18 protein-coding genes and 6 pseudogenes are annotated in these 18,288 nt (G+C 41.5%); 23 read left to right on the forward strand and 1 reads right to left on the reverse strand.

Going from position 1 to position 18,288, the window contains the following annotated elements; all coding sequences use genetic code 11:
• Positions 1-2 precede the first annotated feature (2 nt).
• From R7044_RS06220 to R7044_RS06315, 22 genes and pseudogenes are all read left to right on the forward strand, one after another.
• Positions 3-948, forward strand: a pseudogene (locus R7044_RS06220) (type IV secretion protein Rhs); the annotation flags it as partial.
• Position 949: 1 nt separating this feature from the next.
• A complete protein-coding gene (locus tag R7044_RS06225) occupies positions 950-1,837 on the forward strand; it encodes an immunity 49 family protein (protein WP_033905284.1) in 888 nt (295 codons plus the stop codon).
• A 28-nt stretch (positions 1,838-1,865) separates the two neighbouring features.
• Positions 1,866-2,326 (forward strand): annotated as a pseudogene (locus tag R7044_RS28600) (type IV secretion protein Rhs); the annotation flags it as partial.
• 1 nt (position 2,327) lies between these two features.
• On the forward strand, positions 2,328-3,218 hold the full coding sequence (locus R7044_RS06230) for an immunity 49 family protein (protein ID WP_033905285.1): 891 nt from the start codon (positions 2,328-2,330) through the stop codon (positions 3,216-3,218).
• 175 nt (positions 3,219-3,393) lie between these two features.
• Positions 3,394-3,904, forward strand: a pseudogene (locus R7044_RS06235) (type IV secretion protein Rhs); the annotation flags it as partial.
• 16 nt (positions 3,905-3,920) lie between these two features.
• The gene (locus R7044_RS06240; protein WP_206971530.1) at positions 3,921-4,802 is read left to right on the forward strand and encodes an immunity 49 family protein; all 882 of its coding nucleotides are present in this window, start codon (positions 3,921-3,923) and stop codon (positions 4,800-4,802) included.
• A 168-nt stretch (positions 4,803-4,970) separates the two neighbouring features.
• Complete coding sequence (locus tag R7044_RS06245) at positions 4,971-5,873, forward strand: immunity 49 family protein (RefSeq protein WP_033905288.1); 903 nt, start codon at positions 4,971-4,973, stop codon at positions 5,871-5,873.
• Positions 5,874-5,901: 28 nt separating this feature from the next.
• Positions 5,902-6,298, forward strand: a pseudogene (locus tag R7044_RS28605) (hypothetical protein); the annotation flags it as partial.
• Between the two features lie 17 nt (positions 6,299-6,315).
• Positions 6,316-7,215, forward strand: coding sequence for an immunity 49 family protein (locus tag R7044_RS06250; RefSeq protein WP_033905289.1), 900 nt, complete (start codon positions 6,316-6,318; stop codon positions 7,213-7,215).
• A gap of 168 nt (positions 7,216-7,383) precedes the next feature.
• On the forward strand, positions 7,384-8,286 hold the full coding sequence (locus R7044_RS06255) for an immunity 49 family protein (protein ID WP_033905290.1): 903 nt from the start codon (positions 7,384-7,386) through the stop codon (positions 8,284-8,286).
• Between the two features lie 63 nt (positions 8,287-8,349).
• Positions 8,350-8,563: pseudogene (locus tag R7044_RS06260) on the forward strand (hypothetical protein); the annotation flags it as partial.
• A gap of 196 nt (positions 8,564-8,759) precedes the next feature.
• On the forward strand, positions 8,760-8,978 hold the full coding sequence (locus R7044_RS06265) for a hypothetical protein (protein ID WP_033905291.1): 219 nt from the start codon (positions 8,760-8,762) through the stop codon (positions 8,976-8,978).
• Between the two features lie 450 nt (positions 8,979-9,428).
• Positions 9,429-9,560 carry a hypothetical protein gene (locus R7044_RS06270; protein WP_258509742.1) on the forward strand — a complete coding sequence of 44 codons (132 nt, stop codon included), beginning with the start codon at positions 9,429-9,431 and terminating at the stop codon, positions 9,558-9,560.
• Positions 9,561-9,651: 91 nt separating this feature from the next.
• A complete protein-coding gene (locus tag R7044_RS06275; RefSeq protein ID WP_205390881.1) occupies positions 9,652-10,551 on the forward strand; it encodes an immunity 49 family protein in 900 nt (299 codons plus the stop codon).
• A gap of 305 nt (positions 10,552-10,856) precedes the next feature.
• Positions 10,857-11,300, forward strand: a complete 444-nt coding sequence (locus R7044_RS06280; protein WP_169644514.1) for an SMI1/KNR4 family protein — start codon at positions 10,857-10,859, stop codon at positions 11,298-11,300.
• A gap of 159 nt (positions 11,301-11,459) precedes the next feature.
• Entirely contained in the window at positions 11,460-12,359 is a 900-nt protein-coding gene (locus tag R7044_RS06285; RefSeq protein WP_205390882.1) for an immunity 49 family protein, read from the forward strand.
• A gap of 72 nt (positions 12,360-12,431) precedes the next feature.
• A complete protein-coding gene (locus R7044_RS06290; RefSeq protein ID WP_205391107.1) occupies positions 12,432-12,899 on the forward strand; it encodes a hypothetical protein in 468 nt (155 codons plus the stop codon).
• 220 nt (positions 12,900-13,119) lie between these two features.
• On the forward strand, positions 13,120-13,674 hold the full coding sequence (locus R7044_RS06295; protein WP_033905294.1) for an imm11 family protein: 555 nt from the start codon (positions 13,120-13,122) through the stop codon (positions 13,672-13,674).
• An 88-nt stretch (positions 13,675-13,762) separates the two neighbouring features.
• Positions 13,763-14,655: pseudogene (locus tag R7044_RS06300) on the forward strand (type IV secretion protein Rhs); the annotation flags it as partial.
• Entirely contained in the window at positions 14,656-14,907 is a 252-nt protein-coding gene (locus tag R7044_RS06305; RefSeq protein WP_169644516.1) for a hypothetical protein, read from the forward strand.
• Positions 14,883-15,461 (forward strand): ankyrin repeat domain-containing protein, encoded by a 579-nt coding sequence (locus R7044_RS06310; RefSeq protein WP_225455420.1) that lies wholly within the window; start codon positions 14,883-14,885, stop codon positions 15,459-15,461. Before R7044_RS06305 ends, R7044_RS06310 begins: the two co-directional genes overlap by 25 nt.
• A 442-nt stretch (positions 15,462-15,903) precedes the next feature.
• The gene (locus tag R7044_RS06315) at positions 15,904-17,124 is read left to right on the forward strand and encodes an ammonium transporter (protein ID WP_053307100.1); all 1,221 of its coding nucleotides are present in this window, start codon (positions 15,904-15,906) and stop codon (positions 17,122-17,124) included.
• A gap of 32 nt (positions 17,125-17,156) precedes the next feature.
• On the opposite strand, the gene R7044_RS06320 is transcribed toward R7044_RS06315, so the two are convergent.
• The gene (locus tag R7044_RS06320) at positions 17,157-17,330 is read right to left on the reverse strand and encodes a hypothetical protein (RefSeq protein ID WP_005377524.1); all 174 of its coding nucleotides are present in this window, start codon (positions 17,328-17,330) and stop codon (positions 17,157-17,159) included.
• Between the two features lie 118 nt (positions 17,331-17,448).
• Between R7044_RS06320 and cobB the strand changes: the two genes are divergently transcribed.
• Positions 17,449-18,180 carry a Sir2 family NAD+-dependent deacetylase gene (gene cobB / locus R7044_RS06325; protein WP_005377522.1) on the forward strand — a complete coding sequence of 244 codons (732 nt, stop codon included), beginning with the start codon at positions 17,449-17,451 and terminating at the stop codon, positions 18,178-18,180.
• Positions 18,181-18,288: the final 108 nt, after the last annotated feature.

Consider the following 18,288-nt stretch of genomic DNA (forward strand, 5'->3'; position numbering starts at 1 on the left):
GATATTCAATCAACCCCATCTAGTGGATTGACCCAACAGGTTTCCTCTGTGAAGAAGGGTTAAAATGCTTACAGCAAATGCTGGCAGAGTATCAGGCGCAAATAACGTTCCCCAAAAGGTAAAAATCATATCCGATATGAATACGATTTAGACCATATCGATTGCGAGAGAAACGAGATTACTTTTTATCGTCATATTAATCATTCAGATGGCACCGGACACGAAGTGCAGTATGTTGTTGGGATTGAGGAGTTTGTCAATGCGCATGTTTTTGACTCTGAGAAAGTTGGTGGGGAGAAAGGTTGCACGATCTTCACTGAAGATCTTGTGCTGAATAAAGCAGAGTATAAAGAAAACTCAGAACTCAATATGAGTGATTATGAGCTAACAGAAAAAAACAAAGCAAAAATTGATGAATGCTTGAAAGAGCGTCAAGAGGCAATGGACGCTCGAACTGGCGAAGAGGGATATAATGCTCAAATTGGCAATATTAACCAACAGTCTGCAAAAATTGGTGAGTTAGCCGCGGATGACTTTGTCCGGAGTAAACGTCCTAATGCTAAGCTGCTTCATCCCAAAGATATTGGAACCTCAATTTCGAAGCCGGGCGACTTTGATATGGTTTACGAGGTGGAAGAGCCACCACCAGGTGAAATTATCATTGTTGAGGCCAAAGGGGGGAGCAGTCCTTTGGGTAGTAGAAAAATTGGAAATATGGCATATCAGCAAGGGACAACGGAATACACTGCAGAAATCACCAACCTAATGTCTGAAAAAAAGGAAGGGACGACTGAAAAAATAACAGCAAGAAAAATTCAACATGCAGCTTCGTTCGGTATACCTATTCGATATATACATACTCAAGCAAACATCCCTGAAGGTGGGAATGTCTCAGATGTAAAAGTAGAAGTGTCAGAATTTAAAATTGATTCCAAAGGACTAAGTTAAAATGCAAAGTAAAGTTGTAGAACGCAAAGCAAACCCTGAGTTGAGTGAAAGTGGAGTTTCTTCTGAGAAAGAATTTATCAATAAGATACTAGATCAGCGAAAAGAGGGTCTTAAAATCAGGCGGGAAAACCTGGTCAGTCTTGGTTATTTCGCCATTGACCAGGTTCGCTGGTATACCTGGTTTCAAACCTCGCATGAAGACGAACAAATTTGTACATTACGTCTTTACGAAACTTCTCTAATGGGCGCTTGTTATCATCGACTTGCTATGAATCCCAATGATGAATTAACTATCAAGATTCTCGACTATCCTGAAGTAAAGTGGGACGGGGAAGGCATTTTAAAAACGGGGTGCATAAATCTTAATAGATGGCTTGATATGTATTTCATATCGACAATTGTGCGTGACAGGCCAAGTATGGACATATTGGCGAACTTTCCAATTTCTTTGATGAGGCAGAGCTCTAACAAAGCGGGTGAGCTGTCTTATATGCTAGTAGACGTCATTCAGTCGTTCCACAACCGCACACCGGATTATCCTGATAAGCTGGTTGCTGCAATGGACGCAGCGGTAGCTCAAGGGGATAACTGGGCGTTGGAAATTGCGATGGGGATCCTAGAAACCTTCGCAGCGCTCACTACTAACATTGGTTATGATTTTGAGGAAGTGCTCGTTAAAAACCTACAGTTTCAAGAGAAATATCATCTTCGAGAATTAGGACCAGATAGAATAGGGATCCGCACGTTTATTAATTTCCCTCTGCTTGGCATGGCTTGCATGTGGTACGACAAAGGCAACCGTCTATCTGTTGAAACTGGTTGGCTTCCTCACTATCTCATCGAAGGACGTTGGTTAGAAGATGTAAAAGCAGGGAAGATCACTAGATAAACTCCTTTAGTTAGCAATTCAGTATAATAACTTTCAAATCGCCAAGATTAATCGGCAATCTGCAGAAATTGGTGAGTTGGCCGCAGATGACGTTGTCCGGAGTAAGCGTCCTAATGCTAAGCTGCTTTATCCCAAAGATATTGGAACCTCAATTTCGAAGCCGGGCGACTTTGATATGGTTTACGATGTGGAAGAGTCTCCACCAGGTGAAATTATCATTGTTGAGGCTAAAGGGGGTAGCAGCCCGCTGGGTAGCAGAAAAATTGGAAATATGGCATATCGAATACACTGCAGAAATCACCAACCTAATGTCTGAAAAAAGGAAGGGACGACTGAAAAATAACAGCAAGACAAATCCAAGATGCAGCTTTATCCGGCATACCTATTCGATATATACATACTCAAGCAAGCATTCAAGAGAACGGGGATGCATCGGATGTAAAACTAAAAGTGGCAGAGTTTAAAATTAATTCTAAAGGGCTAATTTAAAATGCAAAGTAAAGTTGTAGAACGCAAAGCAAACCCTGAGTTGAGTGAAAGTGGGGTTTCTTCTGAGAAAGAATTTATCAATAAAATATTAGATAAAAGAAAAGAAGGCCTTAAAATCCGGCGGGAAAACCTGGTCAGTCTTGGTGATTTCGCCATTGACCAGGTTCGCTGGTATACCTGGTTTCAAACCTCGCATGAAGACGAACAAATTTGTACATTACGTCTTTACGAAACTTCTCTAATGGGCGCTTGTTATCATCGACTTGCTAGGAATCCCAATGGTGAATTAACTATAAAGATTCTCGACTATCCTGAAGTAAAGTGGGACGGGGAAGGTATTTTAAAAACGGGGTGCATAAATCCTAATAGATGGATTGATATGTATTTCATATCGACAGTTGTGCGTGACAGGCTAAGTTTAGACGTATTGGCGAACTTTCCGATTTCTTTGATGAGACAGAGCTCTACCAAAGCGGGTGAGCTGTCTTATATGCTAGTAGACGTCATTCAGTCGTTCCACAATCGCACATCGGATTATCCTGATAAGCTGGTTGCAGCAATGGACGCAGCGGTAGCTCAAGGGGATAACTGGGCGTTGGAAATTGCGATGGGGGTCCTAGAAACCTTCGCAGCGCTCACTACTAATATTGGTTATGATTTTGAGGAAGTGCTCGTTAAAAACCTACATTTCCAAGAGAAATACCAAATGAGGCTCGATAAGCCAGAGGACTTGATTTCTATAGAAACTTTCATATCTTTCCCTCTTCTTGGCATGGCCTGTATGTGGTACGACAAAGGCAACCGTTTGTCAGTTGAAACTGGTTGGCTTCCAGCTTATCTCGTCGAAGGACGTTGGCTAGAAGATGTAAAAGCAGGGAAGATCATTCGATAAACTCCTTTAGCAAATCAATATACAAGCCATCTCTCATGGGGTGGCTTTTACGTTTGAGGTGGGGAGCTTGTTGTTTGTTGAACGCTCCATCATTGGTGGCATTACCAATATGCAGTCCACCATATCCAGTGGATTGACCCAACAGGTTTGGGGCAGCCAATACTGGCATAGTATAAAAAAGTCTGAACTCAATACGAGTGATTATGAGCTAACAGAAAGAAACAAAGCAAAAATTGATGAATGCTTGAAAGAGCGTCAAGAGGCAATGGACGCTCGAGCTAGCAAAGAGGGATATCACGCTCAAATTGGTAATAATTAACCAGCAGTCTGCAAAAATTGGTGAGTTGGTCGCGGATGACTTTATTCGGAATATACGCCCTAATGCTAAGTTGAGCCATCCCAAAGACCTTGCAACTTAGGGATCGAAACCAGGTGATTTCAATATGGTGTACCTCTCAGATGATACTGAAGAAATCATCATCGTCGAGGCTAAGGGTGGCAGCAGGCCGCTCGGCAGTCGTAAAATTGGCAATGAAGCATATCAGCAAGGGACAAGCAAATATGCGGCGGAAATCGTTAAATTAATGTCTGAACAAAAAGCTGGTACAACAGAAATTGATGCTTCAGATGGCGTATCTAAAGTGAATGTAAAAGAGTTTGATATTAGCCTCGAAGAATTAGGTTAAGGGAAGTAAAGTTAGTATGAAAAAGATAAATAGAAAAGCAGCCTACGAGTTGAATACTGAGGAACTTAATTACTATACAAAACAAATAGAAAAAAACTTAGAGAAAAGAAAACATCGTATCACAATAAAGCGCGAAAACTTGATATATCTAACAGACGGGGTTTGGGAGCAAGTTAGGTTATATACTTTGTTTCCAGTGTCTGAACTAAATGACCGAATAGGAACGCTGCGTCTATTTGAAGCCTCGATAATGCAAGCTAGCTATCATCGACTAGCTCAAAAACCTGAAAGCCCTTTGACGGTTAAGGTACCTGATCATCCTGAAATAACTTGGAAAGGCGAAGGTATTTTAAAAACAGGTTTCATTTGTCCTTCAATGTGGCTAGATGCGTATTTTACCTCTGTCATCGTTCGTGATAAACCTAGCTTGGACGTATTGGCGAACTTTCCGATTTCTTTGATGAGACAGAGCTCTACCAAAGCGGGTGAGCTGTCTTATATGCTAGTAGACGTCATTCAGTCGTTCCACAATCGCACATCGGATTATCCTGATAAGCTGGTTGCAGCAATGGACGCAGCGGTAGCTCAAGGGGATAACTGGGCGTCGGAAATTGCGATGGGGATCCTAGAGACCTTCGCAGCGCTCACTACTAACATTGGTTATGACTTTGAGGAAGTGCTAGTCAAAAACCTACAATTCCAAGAAAAATATCATCTTCGAGAATTAGGATCAGATAGGATAGGCATCCGCACTTTTATTAACTTCCCACTGCTTGGCATGGCTTGTATGTGGTACGACAAAGGCAACCGTTTATCTGTCGAAACTGGTTGGCTTCCTCCCTATCTCGTCGAAGGGTGTTGGTTAGAGGATGTAAAAGCCGGAAATATAATTCGCTAAGCTTTAAAGGGAGCTAGGTCATCATTTCTGACGTTTTGTTGCGTTACACTTGGCATTATGTGTCCTTTTTAAAGATACCTAAGCCCTTTTACTCGAATAGCTTGAAGCGCTCAGACGTAGTAGTAGAAGTAGCAGAGTTTAAAATTGATTCCAAAGGACTACGTTAAAATGCAAAGTAAAGGAACAATCAAAATTGTAGAACGCAAAGCAGATCCTGAGCTGAGTGAAAGTGGAGTTTATTCTGAGAAAGAATTCATCAATAAGATATTAGAACAGCGAAAAGAAGGTCTTAAAGTCAGGCGAGAAAACTTGGTTAGTTTTGGTGATTTTGCCATTGACCAGGTTCGCTGGTATACCTGGTTTCAAACCTCACATGAAGACGAACAAATTTGTACATTACGTCTTTATGAAACTTCATTAATGGGGGCTTGTTATCATCGGCTGGCTATGTTTCCGAATGAGCCATTAACTGTTCAGATACTCGGTTATCCAGAAGTAACATGGGATGGTGAAGGTATCTTAGAAATGGGCTTCATTTGTCCTTCAATGTGGCTGGATACTTATTTTATATCGGCAATTGTGCGTGACAGGCCAAGTATGGACGTATTGGCGAACTTTCCGATTTCTCTGATGAGACAGAGCTCTACCAAAGTGGGTGAGCTGTCTTATATGTTAGTAGATGTCATTCAGTCGTTCCATAACCGCACATCGGACTACCCTGATAAACTGGTGGCCGCGATGGACGCGGCAGTTGCTCAGGGTAATGACTGGGCGTTAGAAATCGCCATGGGTATTTTGGAAACTTTTGCTGCCCTGACAACTGACATCGGTTATGACTTTGAAGAAGTATTAGTTAAAAACCTACAGTTCCAAGAGCAATACCAAATGAGGCTCGATAAGCCAGAGGACTTAATTTCTATAGAAACCTTCATCTCTTTCCCTCTGCCTGGCATGGCTTGTATGTGGTACGACAAAGGCAACCGTTTATCTGTCGAAACTGGTTGGCTTCCTCCATATCTCGTCGAAGGGTGTTGGTTAGAAGAAGTAAAAGCAGGGAAGATCACACGATAAAACCCTTTAGTTAGCAATTCAGTATAATAACGTTCAAATCGCCAAGATTAATCAGCAATCTGCAAAAATTGGTGAGTTAGCCGCGGATGACTTTGTTCGGAGTAAACGTCCTAATGCTGAGCTGCTTCATCCCAAAGATATTGGAACCTCAATTTCGAAGCCGGGCGATTTTGATATGGTTTACGAGGTGGAAGAGCCGCCACCAGGTGAAATTATAATTGTTGAGGCCAAAGGGGGGTAGCTGCCCTATGGGCAGCCGTAAGATTGGAAACGAAGCGTATCAGCAAGGGTCTAGCAAATAAGCTGAAGAAATCACTAAGCTAATGTCTGAAAACGAAGATGAAACGACAGAAAAAATAGCTGCGAAAAAAATCAGAGATGCATCAGATATAAAACTAGGAATAGCTGAGTTTAAAATTGATTAAGAAGGGTTAGTTCAACAATGCAAGGTAAAAAGCCAGCCAAAATTATAGAGCGTACAGCAAGGCCCAGGTTAGATGATAATAGCATTGCTTCTGAGAAAGATTATATCAATCGAATCTTAGATAAAAGAAAAGAAGGGCTCAAAATTAGGCGAGAGAACTTGATTAGCTTTGGAGATTATGCATTCGAGCAAGTGCGCTGGTTTACGTGGTATCAAGCTTCATGTGAAGACGAAAAAATTTGTACATTACGCCTTTATGAAACTTCGTTGATGAGTGCTTGTTATCATAGCCTTGCAATGCATCCCAATGATAAATTAACCATAAAGATCCTCGACTATCCTGAAGTAACATGGAAAGGCGAAGGTATTTTAAAAACAGGCTTCATTTGTCCTTCAATGTGGTTAGATGCCTATTTCACCTCTGTCATCGTTCGTGATAAACCCAGCATGGATGTATTGGCGAACTTTCCGATTTCTTTGATGAGACAGAGCTCAACCAAAGCGGGTGAGCTGTCTTATATGCTAGTAGACGTCATTCAGTCGTTCCACAATCGCACATCGGATTATCCTGATAAGCTGGTTGCAGCAATGGACGCAGCGGTAGCTCAAGGGGATAACTGGGCGTCGGAAATTGCGATGGGGATCCTAGAGACCTTCGCAGCGCTCACTACTAACATTGGTTATGACTTTGAGGAAGTGCTAGTCAAAAACCTACAATTCCAAGAAAAATATCATCTTCGAGAATTAGGACCAGATAGGACAGGCATCCGCACTTTTATTAACTTCCCTCTGCTTGGCATGGCTTGTATGTGGTACGACAAAGGCAACCGTTTATCTGTCGAAACTGGTTGGCTTCCTCCATATCTCGTCGAAGGGTGTTGGTTAGAGGATGTAAAAGCCGGAAATATAATTCGCTAAGATTCAAAGGGAGCTAGGTCATCATTTCTGACGTTTTGTTGCGTTACACTTGGCATTATGTGTCCTTTTTAAAGATACCTAAGCCCTTTTACTCGAATAGCTTGAAGCCCTCAGACGTAGTAGTAGAAGTAGTAGAGTTTAAAATTGATTCAAAAGGATTAAGTCAAAATGCAAAGTAAAGAATCGATCAAGATTGTAGAGCGCAAAGCAAATCCTGAACTTGACACACAAGCCATTGTGAGTAAAAAAAATTTTATAAACCGGGTTTTAGATAACAGAAAAGAAGGTCTTAAGGTCAGGCGAGAAAACTTGGTTAGTCTTGGTGATTTTGCCATCGACCAGGCTCGCTGGTATACCTGGTTTCAAACTACGCATGAAGACGAACAAATTTGTACATTACGTCTTTACGAAACTTCTTTAATGGGAGCCTGTTATCATCAACTTGCTATGAATCCCAATGAAGAATTAAGTATCCAGATACTCGGCTATCCAGAAGTGACATGGGATGGTGAAGGTATTTTTAAAACAGGCTTTATTTGTCCTTCAATGTGGCTTGATGCTTATTTTACTTCGGTGATTGTGCGTGATAAACCTAGCATGGATGTATTGGCGAACTTTCCGGTTTCTTTGATGAGACAGAGCTCTACCAAAGCGGGTGAGCTGTCTTATATGCTAGTAGATGTCATTCAGTCGTTCCATAACCGCACGTCGGACTACCCTGATAAACTGGTGGCCGCGATGGACGCGGCAGTTTCTCAGGGTGATGATTGGGCATTAGAAATCGCCATGGGTATTTTGGAAACTTTTGCGGCCCTGACAACTGACATCGGTTATGACTTTGAAGAAGTACTCATTAAGAACCTACAGTTCCAAGAGCAATACCAAATGAGGCTCGATAAGCCAGAGGGCTTAATTTCTATAGAAACCTTCATATCTTTCCCTCTGCTTGGTATGGCATGTATGTGGTATGACAAAGGCAACCGTCTATCTATTGAAACCAGTTGGCTTCCTCCTTATCTCGTCGAAGGGCATTGGTTAGAAGATGTAAAAGCAGGGAAGATCACTCGATAAATCCTTTAGTTAGCAATTCAGTAAATAATCCACCTTTCACGAGGTGGATTATATGTTTACCGATATTCAATCAACTCCATCTAGTGGATTGACTCAACAGGTTTCCTCTGTGAAAAACGCTTACAGCAAATGTTGGCAGAGTATCAGGCACAAAATAACTTTCCCCCAAGAGGTTTGCGATCAGATTTTAGAGGCAGCAAAAGAGTCATCCGTCGGAGAAGATGGCGTTCTCTCGCAAGTCAAAATCCGAAAGCCAAAAGGTAAAAAACATATCAGAAGCTCTAGTCAAAATTCCAGTCAATGAATTAATAAAACTAACGGTATCTCGCCCTTTTTGGGGGCATTAAGCGTTGGATGGGAGCCTACGAGCGATTTTTACCCAGCAGTCGGTGAAGGTGGAGTTAATCAATTTCTAGGAGAAACTAAAAGTTGGGACGATAGCTAGGTTATCCCATTGCAAAGTTGAGGATAAAATGAATTTTGAAGATGATCTTGTGACTATACTCATAAATTTCAGAGATAACATTATTAATGATATGGCTCTTAAAAAGTGGGTTACTAATAATGAGTGCGATTTAAAAGCCTTGCTAGGAAAGTCAGGGCTTACTTTGAAAATAAATAATGGTGATAGAAAGGCAGTTACGTCTGTAATTGCTCAATATAGTGGCTCGGAAAAAACTTATTTTATATAAGGAGGGCCCCTTCAAAGGCTTGACCGACGTTGAGTGCTGTGAAACAGCAATTGCTATGGCAGTTTCTAATGGAATTCTAAAAAAGTGCCTCAACCTCATTGGTTTCAGCCGTCCACTAAAGAGATCGGGGCCGCCGAGTTTTACGAATCTATAGGCAGTAAATCTGTTTCGAATCTGGTAATCCCAGAGCGAGCATCTAGAGGGTACTGGAAAAAATAGGTTAGATCTCTATTTTTGGCGTTCATGTTTCGTGACACATGGCATTTTATGGCTAAGACTCAACGGTATGTCACTTAACTAGGAGTTGTCCCCTAAAAAATAATGGCGTGTTTTCTTACAACCAGGAGACTACGGTATGGCCTACCTTGTAGAAGAACCCAAAACCCAGGGAAATTATTCTCGTAGACGTTAAGAGGTATTAGCCCACTAGACAGGCGTAAGGTTGGAAATATGGCATATCAGCAAGGGACAACTGAATATGCAACTGCAATTACTGATCTAATGGCTCAAAAGGACAAAGATACAACCGAATGGAAAGCGGCCAGAAGTATAAAAAGCATTGAGAAAAAAAACTCCTGTTAGATATATTCACACCGCAGCGGCTATTTCTGATGCTGGAGAGGTTTCTTCAGTTAATGTAAAAGAATTTAACGTAGAATTAGGACTGGATTAAATGTCTGATAATAAAAAGAAGGTTAGCATGAGGAGAAAGGCGGAACCTCAATTGACACCAAATGATGTCGCTGACTACCAAATGTATATCAATGAAGATTTAGATGAGCGCAAAGAGCTAATAGCAATCCGTAGGGAGAACTTAGTCGCTCTTAGCGACGACGTTTCAGAACAAGTGAGGTGGTATAGTTGCTTTCCACCTTCAATAGAAACTGAACAAATCGGAACACTTTGCCTTTATGAGGCATCATTGATGCGTGCTTTTTACCATCAACTTGCCATTAAACCAAATGAACCTCAAAGCGTTAAATTACCTGATTATCCAGAAGTGACATGGAAAGGCGAAGGTATTTTGAAAACTGGATGTTTACACCCTAATCGATGGCTAGATGCTTATTTTACTTCGGTGACTGTGCGTGATAAACCTAGCATGGACATATTGGCAAACTTTCCGATTTCTTTGATGAGACAGAGTTCTACCAAAGCGGGCGAGTTATCTTATATGCTAGTAGACGTCATTCAGTCGTTCCACAACCGCACATCGGACTACCCAGATAAGCTGGTTGCAGCAATGGACGCGGCGGTAGCTCAAGGGGATAACTGGGCGTTGGAAATTGCGATGGGGATCCTAGAAACCTTCGCAGCGCTCACTACTAATATTGGTTATGATTTTGAGGAAGTGCTCGTTAAAAACCTACAGTTCCAAGAGAAATATCATCTTCGAGAATTGGGACCAGATAGGATAGGCATCAGAACTTTTATCAACTTCCCTCTGCTTGGCATGGCATGTATGTGGTACGACAAAGGCAACCGTCTATCTATTGAAACCGGTTGGCTTCCACCCTATCTTGTTGAAGGACGTTGGCTAGAAGATGTAAAAGCAGGGAAGATCACTAGATAAATTCTCTTTACTTATAAGCCATCTTTTACGAGGTGGCTTATAAGTTTATGGTGAGGGGTTCGTTGTTACGCGATTACAAAAGAGGCAGCGAAGCGTTTTACTTCAAAGCAGTTGTTCAAAATGATTAAATCAGGAAGACTTCTCGACGGATTTAATCATTCACCATAAGACCTCTTTTATTTCGGAAAGGGGATAACTCGTTCAATAACTTCAGGGTAATGAATTCCAAGCCTCATCAGAAGTACAATAAGCGATTGCACTGGTACGATGAAGGCAAAATATATATCAAAAATAGAGTTTTAAATATGAGAAGCTTAGACGTAATGCTCGATCAATTCACCGAAAAAGAAGGGTTTGAGTGCTTTGGAGAGTTGAATGACGTATCAATTCATGAAATGGAAAATCAGCTAGGATTATCCTTTCCGGAGCCATATAAAGTTTTTCTAAGAAAATATGGTTACGTTGAGTGGTTTGGTCATACGATTTATGGATACTCTGAAGATGAGGACTATCTTACAGTTGAGCGCACTCTTGAACTTCGCGAGGATGAGATACCGAGTGATTTTGAGAAAATACCACAAAACGGTTGCGTATTAGAGCGCTATGCCGGAGGTGGCTACTACTTTTTATTTTCAAATGAATCAGAAAGATCGGGGCAAGTAGCCCTTTTCATAGATGAATTGTTTGGTAAAGAAGCCCAATCATGGACAACATTTGAGGCATTTTTGGAATATATGCTCAGCCTTTGAACTGTTGTTACATAGAGCCTCAATTTCGAAGCCAGGCGACTTTGATATGATTTACGAGGCACCAACTGAAATTACATACACAAGCAGAAATACCCTCTAGCGGTAAGGTTTCCAAGTTCAAAGCAAAAGAGTTTGATATAGATATAGGAGAGTTCAGAAGTGGTTGATAGCTCAGAGGTAAAAAAGGTTGAACGAGTAGCTCATGTTGAACTAAGTGATTTTGAAAGAGAAGCTTATCGAGAAGAAATAAAAGAGAGTTTAGACAAAAGGAAAAGGCGCATATCTATAAAAAGAGAAAACTTGGTTTACTTGAGCGATGGTATTTCTTATCAGCTCCGTCTGTATACATGGTTACCTCCATTAGACGATGATGAGAGAATCGGCACGCTATGTCTATATGAATCATCATTGATGCGTGCTTTTTACCATCAACTTGCCATCAAGCCAAGCGAGCCTCAAAGCATTAAATTACCTGATTATCCAGAAGTAACATGGAAAGGCGAAGGTATTTTAAAAACAGGCTTCATTTGCCCCTCAATGTGGCTAGATGCGTATTTTACCTCTGTCATCGTTCGTGACAAAGCTAGCATGGATGTGTTAGCGAACTTTTCGATTTCTTTGATGAGACAGAGCTCTACCAAAGCGGGTGAGCTGTCTTACATGTTAGTAGATGTCATTCAATCGTTCCATAACCGCACATCGGACTACACTGATAAACTGGTGGCCGCGATGGGCGCGGCAGTTGCTCAGGGTGATGATTGGGCGTTGGAAATTGCGATGGGGGTTTTAGAAACCTTTGCAGCGCTTACCACCGACATTGGTTATGATTTTGAGGAAGTGTTAGTCAAAAATCTACAGTTCCAAGAGAAATATCATCTCCGAGAGCTAGGACCAGAAAGATTGGGGATCCGCACGCTCATTAATTTCCCTCTGCTTGGCATGGTTTGTATGTGGTACGACAAAGGCAACCATCTATCTATTGAAACTGGTTGGCTTCCTCCCTATCTCGTTGAAGGACGTTGGCTAGAAGAAGTAAAAGCCGGGAAGGTCTCTCGATAAACTGCTTTAGTTAGCAATTCAGCATATAAGCCATCTTTCTCTTGAAATGGCTTTATATTTATGGTGGGGAGTTTGTTGTTTGCCGAACGACCAATCATTCGTGGCATTATCAGAAAACCCAAAGTTAAAAATCATATTCGATATGAATACGATTTAGACCATATTGATTGCGAGAAGAACGAAGTTACTTTTCATCGTTATATCAATCATTCAGATGGTAGTAAACGCAAAGTTCAATATGTTGTAGGTATAGAGGAAATTGTCCAAATCATCCCCTTAAATAAAACTCAAAGGAGGGGGAGTGTTGCGAATTATTATGGCGGTTCTTTAAGAAGAGGTTGTGGGCTCAAGTTAAATAACGAAATAGTTGGCGGGTTACCTGAAAACCATGCTGGAAATCACCAAATTAGTATCAATATTGCTCAGGAATATCCGGTCATGCATAGAGCTACCGAACTTGATTACAACATTAACAGAGGTGCAAATGGGATTGCACTTCCAACTAATATTAAAACATCTGTCGAAATAGGCCTTCCCTGACACGTGGGTAGACATCTAAGTGCAAGGCACCAAGGTTCTCAGGTGCTTTAGTTCGACGAGAAATGAGAGCGTTGTAAACTAAGTATGGTCGTGGTTTGATCGATGATATGATTTTTGTAGATGAAATTGGAAAAACAGAAAGTAACATTAGGAATGCTCTGGAAAAGAATGAAGCTCGATCGCAATTGGATGATCCGCAATGGAAAAGTAGGAAGTAGTAATGACACTTAAAATTTGGACCAACAAGGTAGATAGAGACTCCGATTTTACTCAAGGCAAAGTAACGCAGTCTAGTGTATTAATAGGATTGAATCTGACGGGAGGCGTTGCCCTAGGAGACAAATGGCCAAAAGTTACTATTGATGTCATATCAGATGACAAGCCTGCGGATAGTTTTCTTAGTGGTCCTTTATTAATCGTGAGTCGACGGTTATCTGATTTAATTTCTAAGCACACACAAACGAGTGAAGTTGAATTCCTACCGATTGAGGTTAATTACCAAGGTAAAAGTTTTGGTGAATACTATTTTTTAAATGTTCTTGCGATTTGCGATTTACTGGATAGAAATCATTCAATATTTAGTGAGTTTGATGGAGAGGTTGATTCAATTGATCGAGTTGTCCTTAAGAAAGATATTGAAATGCAGAAAACTATATTTCAACTGGATGCTATCGAGTGGTTATTATGTGTCGATGAAAAACTGGCTGAATTAATCGAGAACAAAGATTTTTCAGGAGTGGTATTTAAGTCAGAAAGTGAATGGCGTCCTTTTTAGAGCTCCTCGGGTATTTTTTTAGCCATCTCTTACGAGGTGGCTTTTATATTTATGATTGGGAGCTTGTTAGTTGAACTGTCAATAGTGGCATTACCAATATGCAGTCAATCCTATCCAGTGGATTGACCCAACAGGCTTCTTGTGTGAAGAAGGGCTAAAACGCTTGGGTCAAATGTAGGCAGAGTATCAGGCCCAAAGCGATGTCCCCCAAGAGGTTTGCGATCAGATTTTAAACGCTGCAAAAGAGTCATCCGTCGGAGAAGATGGCAGCAGACACGAAGTGCAGTATGTTGTTGGGATTGAGGAATTTGTCAATGCGCATGTTTTTGACTCTGAGAAAGTTGGCGGGGAAGAAGGTTGCACGATCTTCACTGAAGATCTTGTGCTGAATAAAGCAGAGTATAAAAAAACTCAGAAATCTATATGAGTGATTATGAGCTAATAAAACGAAACAAAGCAAAAATTGAAGAGTGTTTGAAAGAACGTTAAGAGGCTAGGAAGGCTCGAACTGGCGAAGATGGATATAACGCTCAAATCGCCAAGATTAATCAGAAATCTGCAAAAATTGGTGAGTTAGCCGCGGATGACTTTGTCCGGAGTAAACGTCCTAATGCTAAGCTGCTTCATCCCTAAGGTAAATTTAGAAGCCGGGCGATTTTGATATGGTTTACTAGGTGGCAGAGCCGCCACTAGGTGAAATTATAATTGTTGAGGCCAAAGGAGGGAGCAGCCCGCTGCGCAGCCGTAAGATAGGTAACATGGCATATCAGCAAGGGACAACTGAATATGCAACTGCAATTACTGTTCTAATGGCTCAAAAGGACAAAGATACAACCGAATGGAAAGCGGCCAGAAGTATAAAAAGCATTGAGAAAAAAAACTCCTGTTAGATATATTCACACCGCAGCGGCTATTTCTGATGCTGGAGAGGTTTCTTCAGTTAATGTAAAAGAATTTAACGTAGAATTAGGACTGGATTAAATGTCTGATAATAAAAAGAAGGTTAGCATGAGGAGAAAGGCGGAACCTCAATTGACACCAAATGATGTCGCTGACTACCAAATGTATATCAATGAAGATTTAGATGAGCGCAAAGAGCTAATAGCAATCCGCAGGGAGAACTTAGTGTGGGCTCCAAATCGGATTCAAGGTCAGTATGATATTTATGCGTTGCGGCAGGTTGTTGATACTCTTAAAGTGACAGATAAATGTTGGGTAAACGCGGTGATATAGTTAATGCTTTAAAATTACTGGTTAAAACCGCAGCTGAGGAGATAAATATGGCAGGTGAGCATAGCGCAAAAGATGTAATGGCCGCGATTAGATCCGGTGACGTGAGTGAGGTTGAAAAAATTCTCTCAGGAGATGACAAATTACTTCATCTAATTACGCCTCTGGGTTCTTGGTTGCATATCGCAACGGAGCAAGGGCAAGATAAAATTGTAGAGCTTCTGGTGAATCTAGGTATTGATGTAAATGTTAAGGGGGGGCCTTCAGGTGTAACTCCTTTAAATACAGCTGCATATGAAGGTCATTTAGACTTACTTACCTATTTTCTAGAAAGAAATGCAGTGATGGATATATCTGAACCAGACTGCAACCCATTGTTTGCTGCGATCCATGCAGGTCATAAAAATATTGTGGAGCTATTACTAAAAGCTGGTATAGATACAAAGGTAAAATATACTGGTAACTCTATGAAAGACATGGACGCTATAGCGTTTACTTATGAGTGGGGACGCAAGGAAATCGCAGAAATGATTAAAGAGCACAATAGGCACGCTTAGTAGAAGTTAATATGGTACGACAAAGGCAACCGTCTATCTGTTGAAACTGGTTGGCTTCCTCCCTATCTTGTCGAAGGACGTTGGTTAGAAGATGTAAAAGCAGGGAAGATCACTCGATAAACCCCTTTAGTTAGCAATTCAGTATATAAGCCACCTCTCATGAGGTGGCTTTTACGTTTTGTTGAGCTATATGGTGCGCATTATGTTGGTGCACTAAAACCATATTGGTGCACTTATTAGCGTGTTAAGCACCATTTCAAGAATGCGTAGTTTTATTAAAGTTCATACAAAACAATAAATTAAAGTGTAAGTGTTAGAAATGTAAATTGTGGAATGAGAATTGCTCTGTTAGACGCTCTATAAATTAAGTTCACCAAATTGGTGATGAGCCTAACTTTGATGCACAGGATAAGTGCGCTACAGATCAACGGAGACAATCATAATGAGTGTAACTGCCAATCAGGTACACGGCGCTGTACAAACTCTCACGCAAAGTTCCGACACACTTTTCTTACTACTTGGCGCAATCATGGTTTTTTTGATGCATGCTGGTTTTGCTTTTCTTGAAGTAGGAACCGTGCGCCAAAAGAACCAAGTTAATGCTTTAGTTAAAATCTTGGCCGATTTCGGTATTTCCGCCATTGCGTATTTTTTCATTGGATACTGGGTCGCTTATGGCGGCACCTTCTTTGCCGATGCAGAGACGTTATCTCAAGGCAATGGTTACGAGTTGGTGAAGTTCTTTTTCTTGCTGACTTTCGCTGCAGCGATTCCTGCTATTGTTTCTGGTGGTATTGCAGAACGAGCTCGTTTTTATCCGATTCTAATCGCAACATTTTTCACTGTCGGCATCGTATACCCGTTATTTGAGGGAATGATCTGGAACGGAAACTTTGGTGTTCAAGCTTGGTTTGAAAATACCTTTGGTTATGGCTTCCACGATTTTGCAGGTTCAGTCGTTGTGCATGGTGTTGGCGGCTGGATAGCGCTTGTTGCCGTCGTGTTTTTGGGCATGAGAAAAGGCAGAGTTCGAGCAGGAAAGCACACCAACTTTGCACCTTCGAATATTCCATTTTTGGCCTTGGGAGCTTGGATCTTATGTGTGGGGTGGTTTGGCTTCAACGTCATGTCAGCTCAAACTGTGTCAGGCATAAGTGGCTTGGTGGCTATGAACTCATTGATGGCAATGGTCGGAGGCATTGTCGCGTCATTGTTGGCTGGTAAGAATGACCCTGGCTTTATTCATAACGGCCCACTGGCTGGCTTGGTTGCTGTATGTGCGGGCTCAGACTTAATGCATCCTATCGGTGCTTTAGTGACAGGTGCGATTGCTGGCGTGCTATTTGTTTATCTTTTTACCCACCTACAAAACAAAACCAAGATTGATGATGTGCTGGGTGTCTGGCCTTTACACGGTGTATGTGGCGCTTGGGGTGGTATTGCCGCTGGGATTTTTGGTCAAAGCGCATTGGGTGGGCTAGGTGGCGTGAGCATTATCGTTCAGCTTCTAGGAACGCTTTTGGGCCTTTCCATCGCAGCGCTTGGTGCACTTGTAGTCTACGGTGCGATTAATACCAGTATGGGACTGAGGCTTTCAGAAGAAGACGAATTCAATGGCGCTGACCTAGCCATTCATAAAATATCTTCGACCAACGAGGATTGAGGCCAATATGGGAGCGGCATAAAGCCGCTCTTTTAGCAATTGTCTTTCTTGGCTTGGCCCGGAGGACAGAAATTACCATTACCTCGATGGTCATCATCATTGGTGCTGACTCTTACCTTTACATCATCGACTTCGCCTTCAACATTGGTAAGTTGACAGCCTGCCAAAGTCAGAAGCAATGTAAACGTTAGAGATACTTGTCTCATTGCTGTTCCTCTTAAATTGTAATTCTAATAGTGACCATTACGACTATGGTCTAATCCATATTACTACTGTTGCTATTCTTTCAGTGTTAAGCTAATGAAAAAACAGCAAGGATGAGTTATGAATTTCCCTTATAGAAATATTGTAGTACTTACTGGTGCAGGTATCTCGGCCGAATCTGGTATTCAAACATTTCGTGCGCAAGATGGCCTATGGGAGAATCACCGTATCGAAGATGTAGCAACGCCTGAAGGGTTTGCTCGCGATCCGGACCTTGTTCAAGATTTTTACAACCAACGCCGCAAGAAACTTCAAGATAATGCGATAAAGCCTAATGCAGCGCATGAAGCATTAGGTCGTTTAGAGGCTGAGTTAGAAGGTAAAGTGACGGTCATCACTCAAAATATAGACAACCTTCACGAAAGAGGCGGCAGTCAGAATGTGATTCACATGCATGGTGAGTTGCTCAAGGCGCGCTGTAGTGAATCTAACCAAGTAGTAGAGCACAATGAGGACATTAAGACAGGCGAACTTTGTCACTGTTGTCAGATCCCTTCACAAATGCGACCACATATTGTTTGGTTTGGTGAAATGCCACTGCGAATGGGTGATATCTACGCGTCATTAGAAGAAGCAGATTTGTTTATTTCTATTGGGACTTCTGGCGTTGTGTATCCCGCAGCAGGTTTTGTTCATGATGCAAAAATGCACGGCGCACATACCATTGAAATTAACCTAGAACCTAGTGCGGTAGAAAGTGAATTTGAGGAAAAACGCTACGGAAAAGCAAGCGTTGAGGTTCCAAAATTAGTTGACGAGATACTGGCTCTAGAAGGAAAAGAAAGAGCGTAATAACTTCAACAGGAAGAGTGTTTGTCTTGTCTGACCCGTCCTGATATGGGTTGACACTTTTTAACTAAAACGCTCGATGTACTTCATCGGGCGTTTTGTATTTTAAAG

It is taken from the genome of Vibrio sp. 1402 (assembly GCF_033340275.1).

Excerpts from the sequence above, each read along its gene's own strand:
- R7044_RS06225 (WP_033905284.1), top strand. The coding sequence starts at position 950 with ATGCAAAGTAAAGTTGTAGAACGCAAAGCAAACCCTGAGTTGAGTGAA.
- R7044_RS06230 (WP_033905285.1), top strand. The coding sequence starts at position 2,328 with ATGCAAAGTAAAGTTGTAGAACGCAAAGCAAACCCTGAGTTGAGTGAA.
- R7044_RS06240 (WP_206971530.1), top strand. The coding sequence starts at position 3,921 with ATGAAAAAGATAAATAGAAAAGCAGCCTACGAGTTGAATACTGAGGAA.
- R7044_RS06245 (WP_033905288.1), top strand. The coding sequence starts at position 4,971 with ATGCAAAGTAAAGGAACAATCAAAATTGTAGAACGCAAAGCAGATCCT.
- R7044_RS06250 (WP_033905289.1), top strand. The coding sequence starts at position 6,316 with ATGCAAGGTAAAAAGCCAGCCAAAATTATAGAGCGTACAGCAAGGCCC.
- R7044_RS06255 (WP_033905290.1), top strand. The coding sequence starts at position 7,384 with ATGCAAAGTAAAGAATCGATCAAGATTGTAGAGCGCAAAGCAAATCCT.
- R7044_RS06265 (WP_033905291.1), top strand. The coding sequence starts at position 8,760 with ATGAATTTTGAAGATGATCTTGTGACTATACTCATAAATTTCAGAGAT.
- R7044_RS06270 (WP_258509742.1), top strand. The coding sequence starts at position 9,429 with ATGGCATATCAGCAAGGGACAACTGAATATGCAACTGCAATTACTGAT.
- R7044_RS06275 (WP_205390881.1), top strand. The coding sequence starts at position 9,652 with ATGTCTGATAATAAAAAGAAGGTTAGCATGAGGAGAAAGGCGGAACCT.
- R7044_RS06280 (WP_169644514.1), top strand. The coding sequence starts at position 10,857 with ATGAGAAGCTTAGACGTAATGCTCGATCAATTCACCGAAAAAGAAGGG.
- R7044_RS06295 (WP_033905294.1), top strand. The coding sequence starts at position 13,120 with ATGACACTTAAAATTTGGACCAACAAGGTAGATAGAGACTCCGATTTT.
- R7044_RS06305 (WP_169644516.1), top strand. The coding sequence starts at position 14,656 with ATGTCTGATAATAAAAAGAAGGTTAGCATGAGGAGAAAGGCGGAACCT.
- R7044_RS06310 (WP_225455420.1), top strand. The coding sequence starts at position 14,883 with ATGTTGGGTAAACGCGGTGATATAGTTAATGCTTTAAAATTACTGGTT.
- R7044_RS06315 (WP_053307100.1), top strand. The coding sequence starts at position 15,904 with ATGAGTGTAACTGCCAATCAGGTACACGGCGCTGTACAAACTCTCACG.
- R7044_RS06320 (WP_005377524.1), bottom strand. The coding sequence starts at position 17,330 with ATGAGACAAGTATCTCTAACGTTTACATTGCTTCTGACTTTGGCAGGC.
- cobB (WP_005377522.1), top strand. The coding sequence starts at position 17,449 with ATGAATTTCCCTTATAGAAATATTGTAGTACTTACTGGTGCAGGTATC.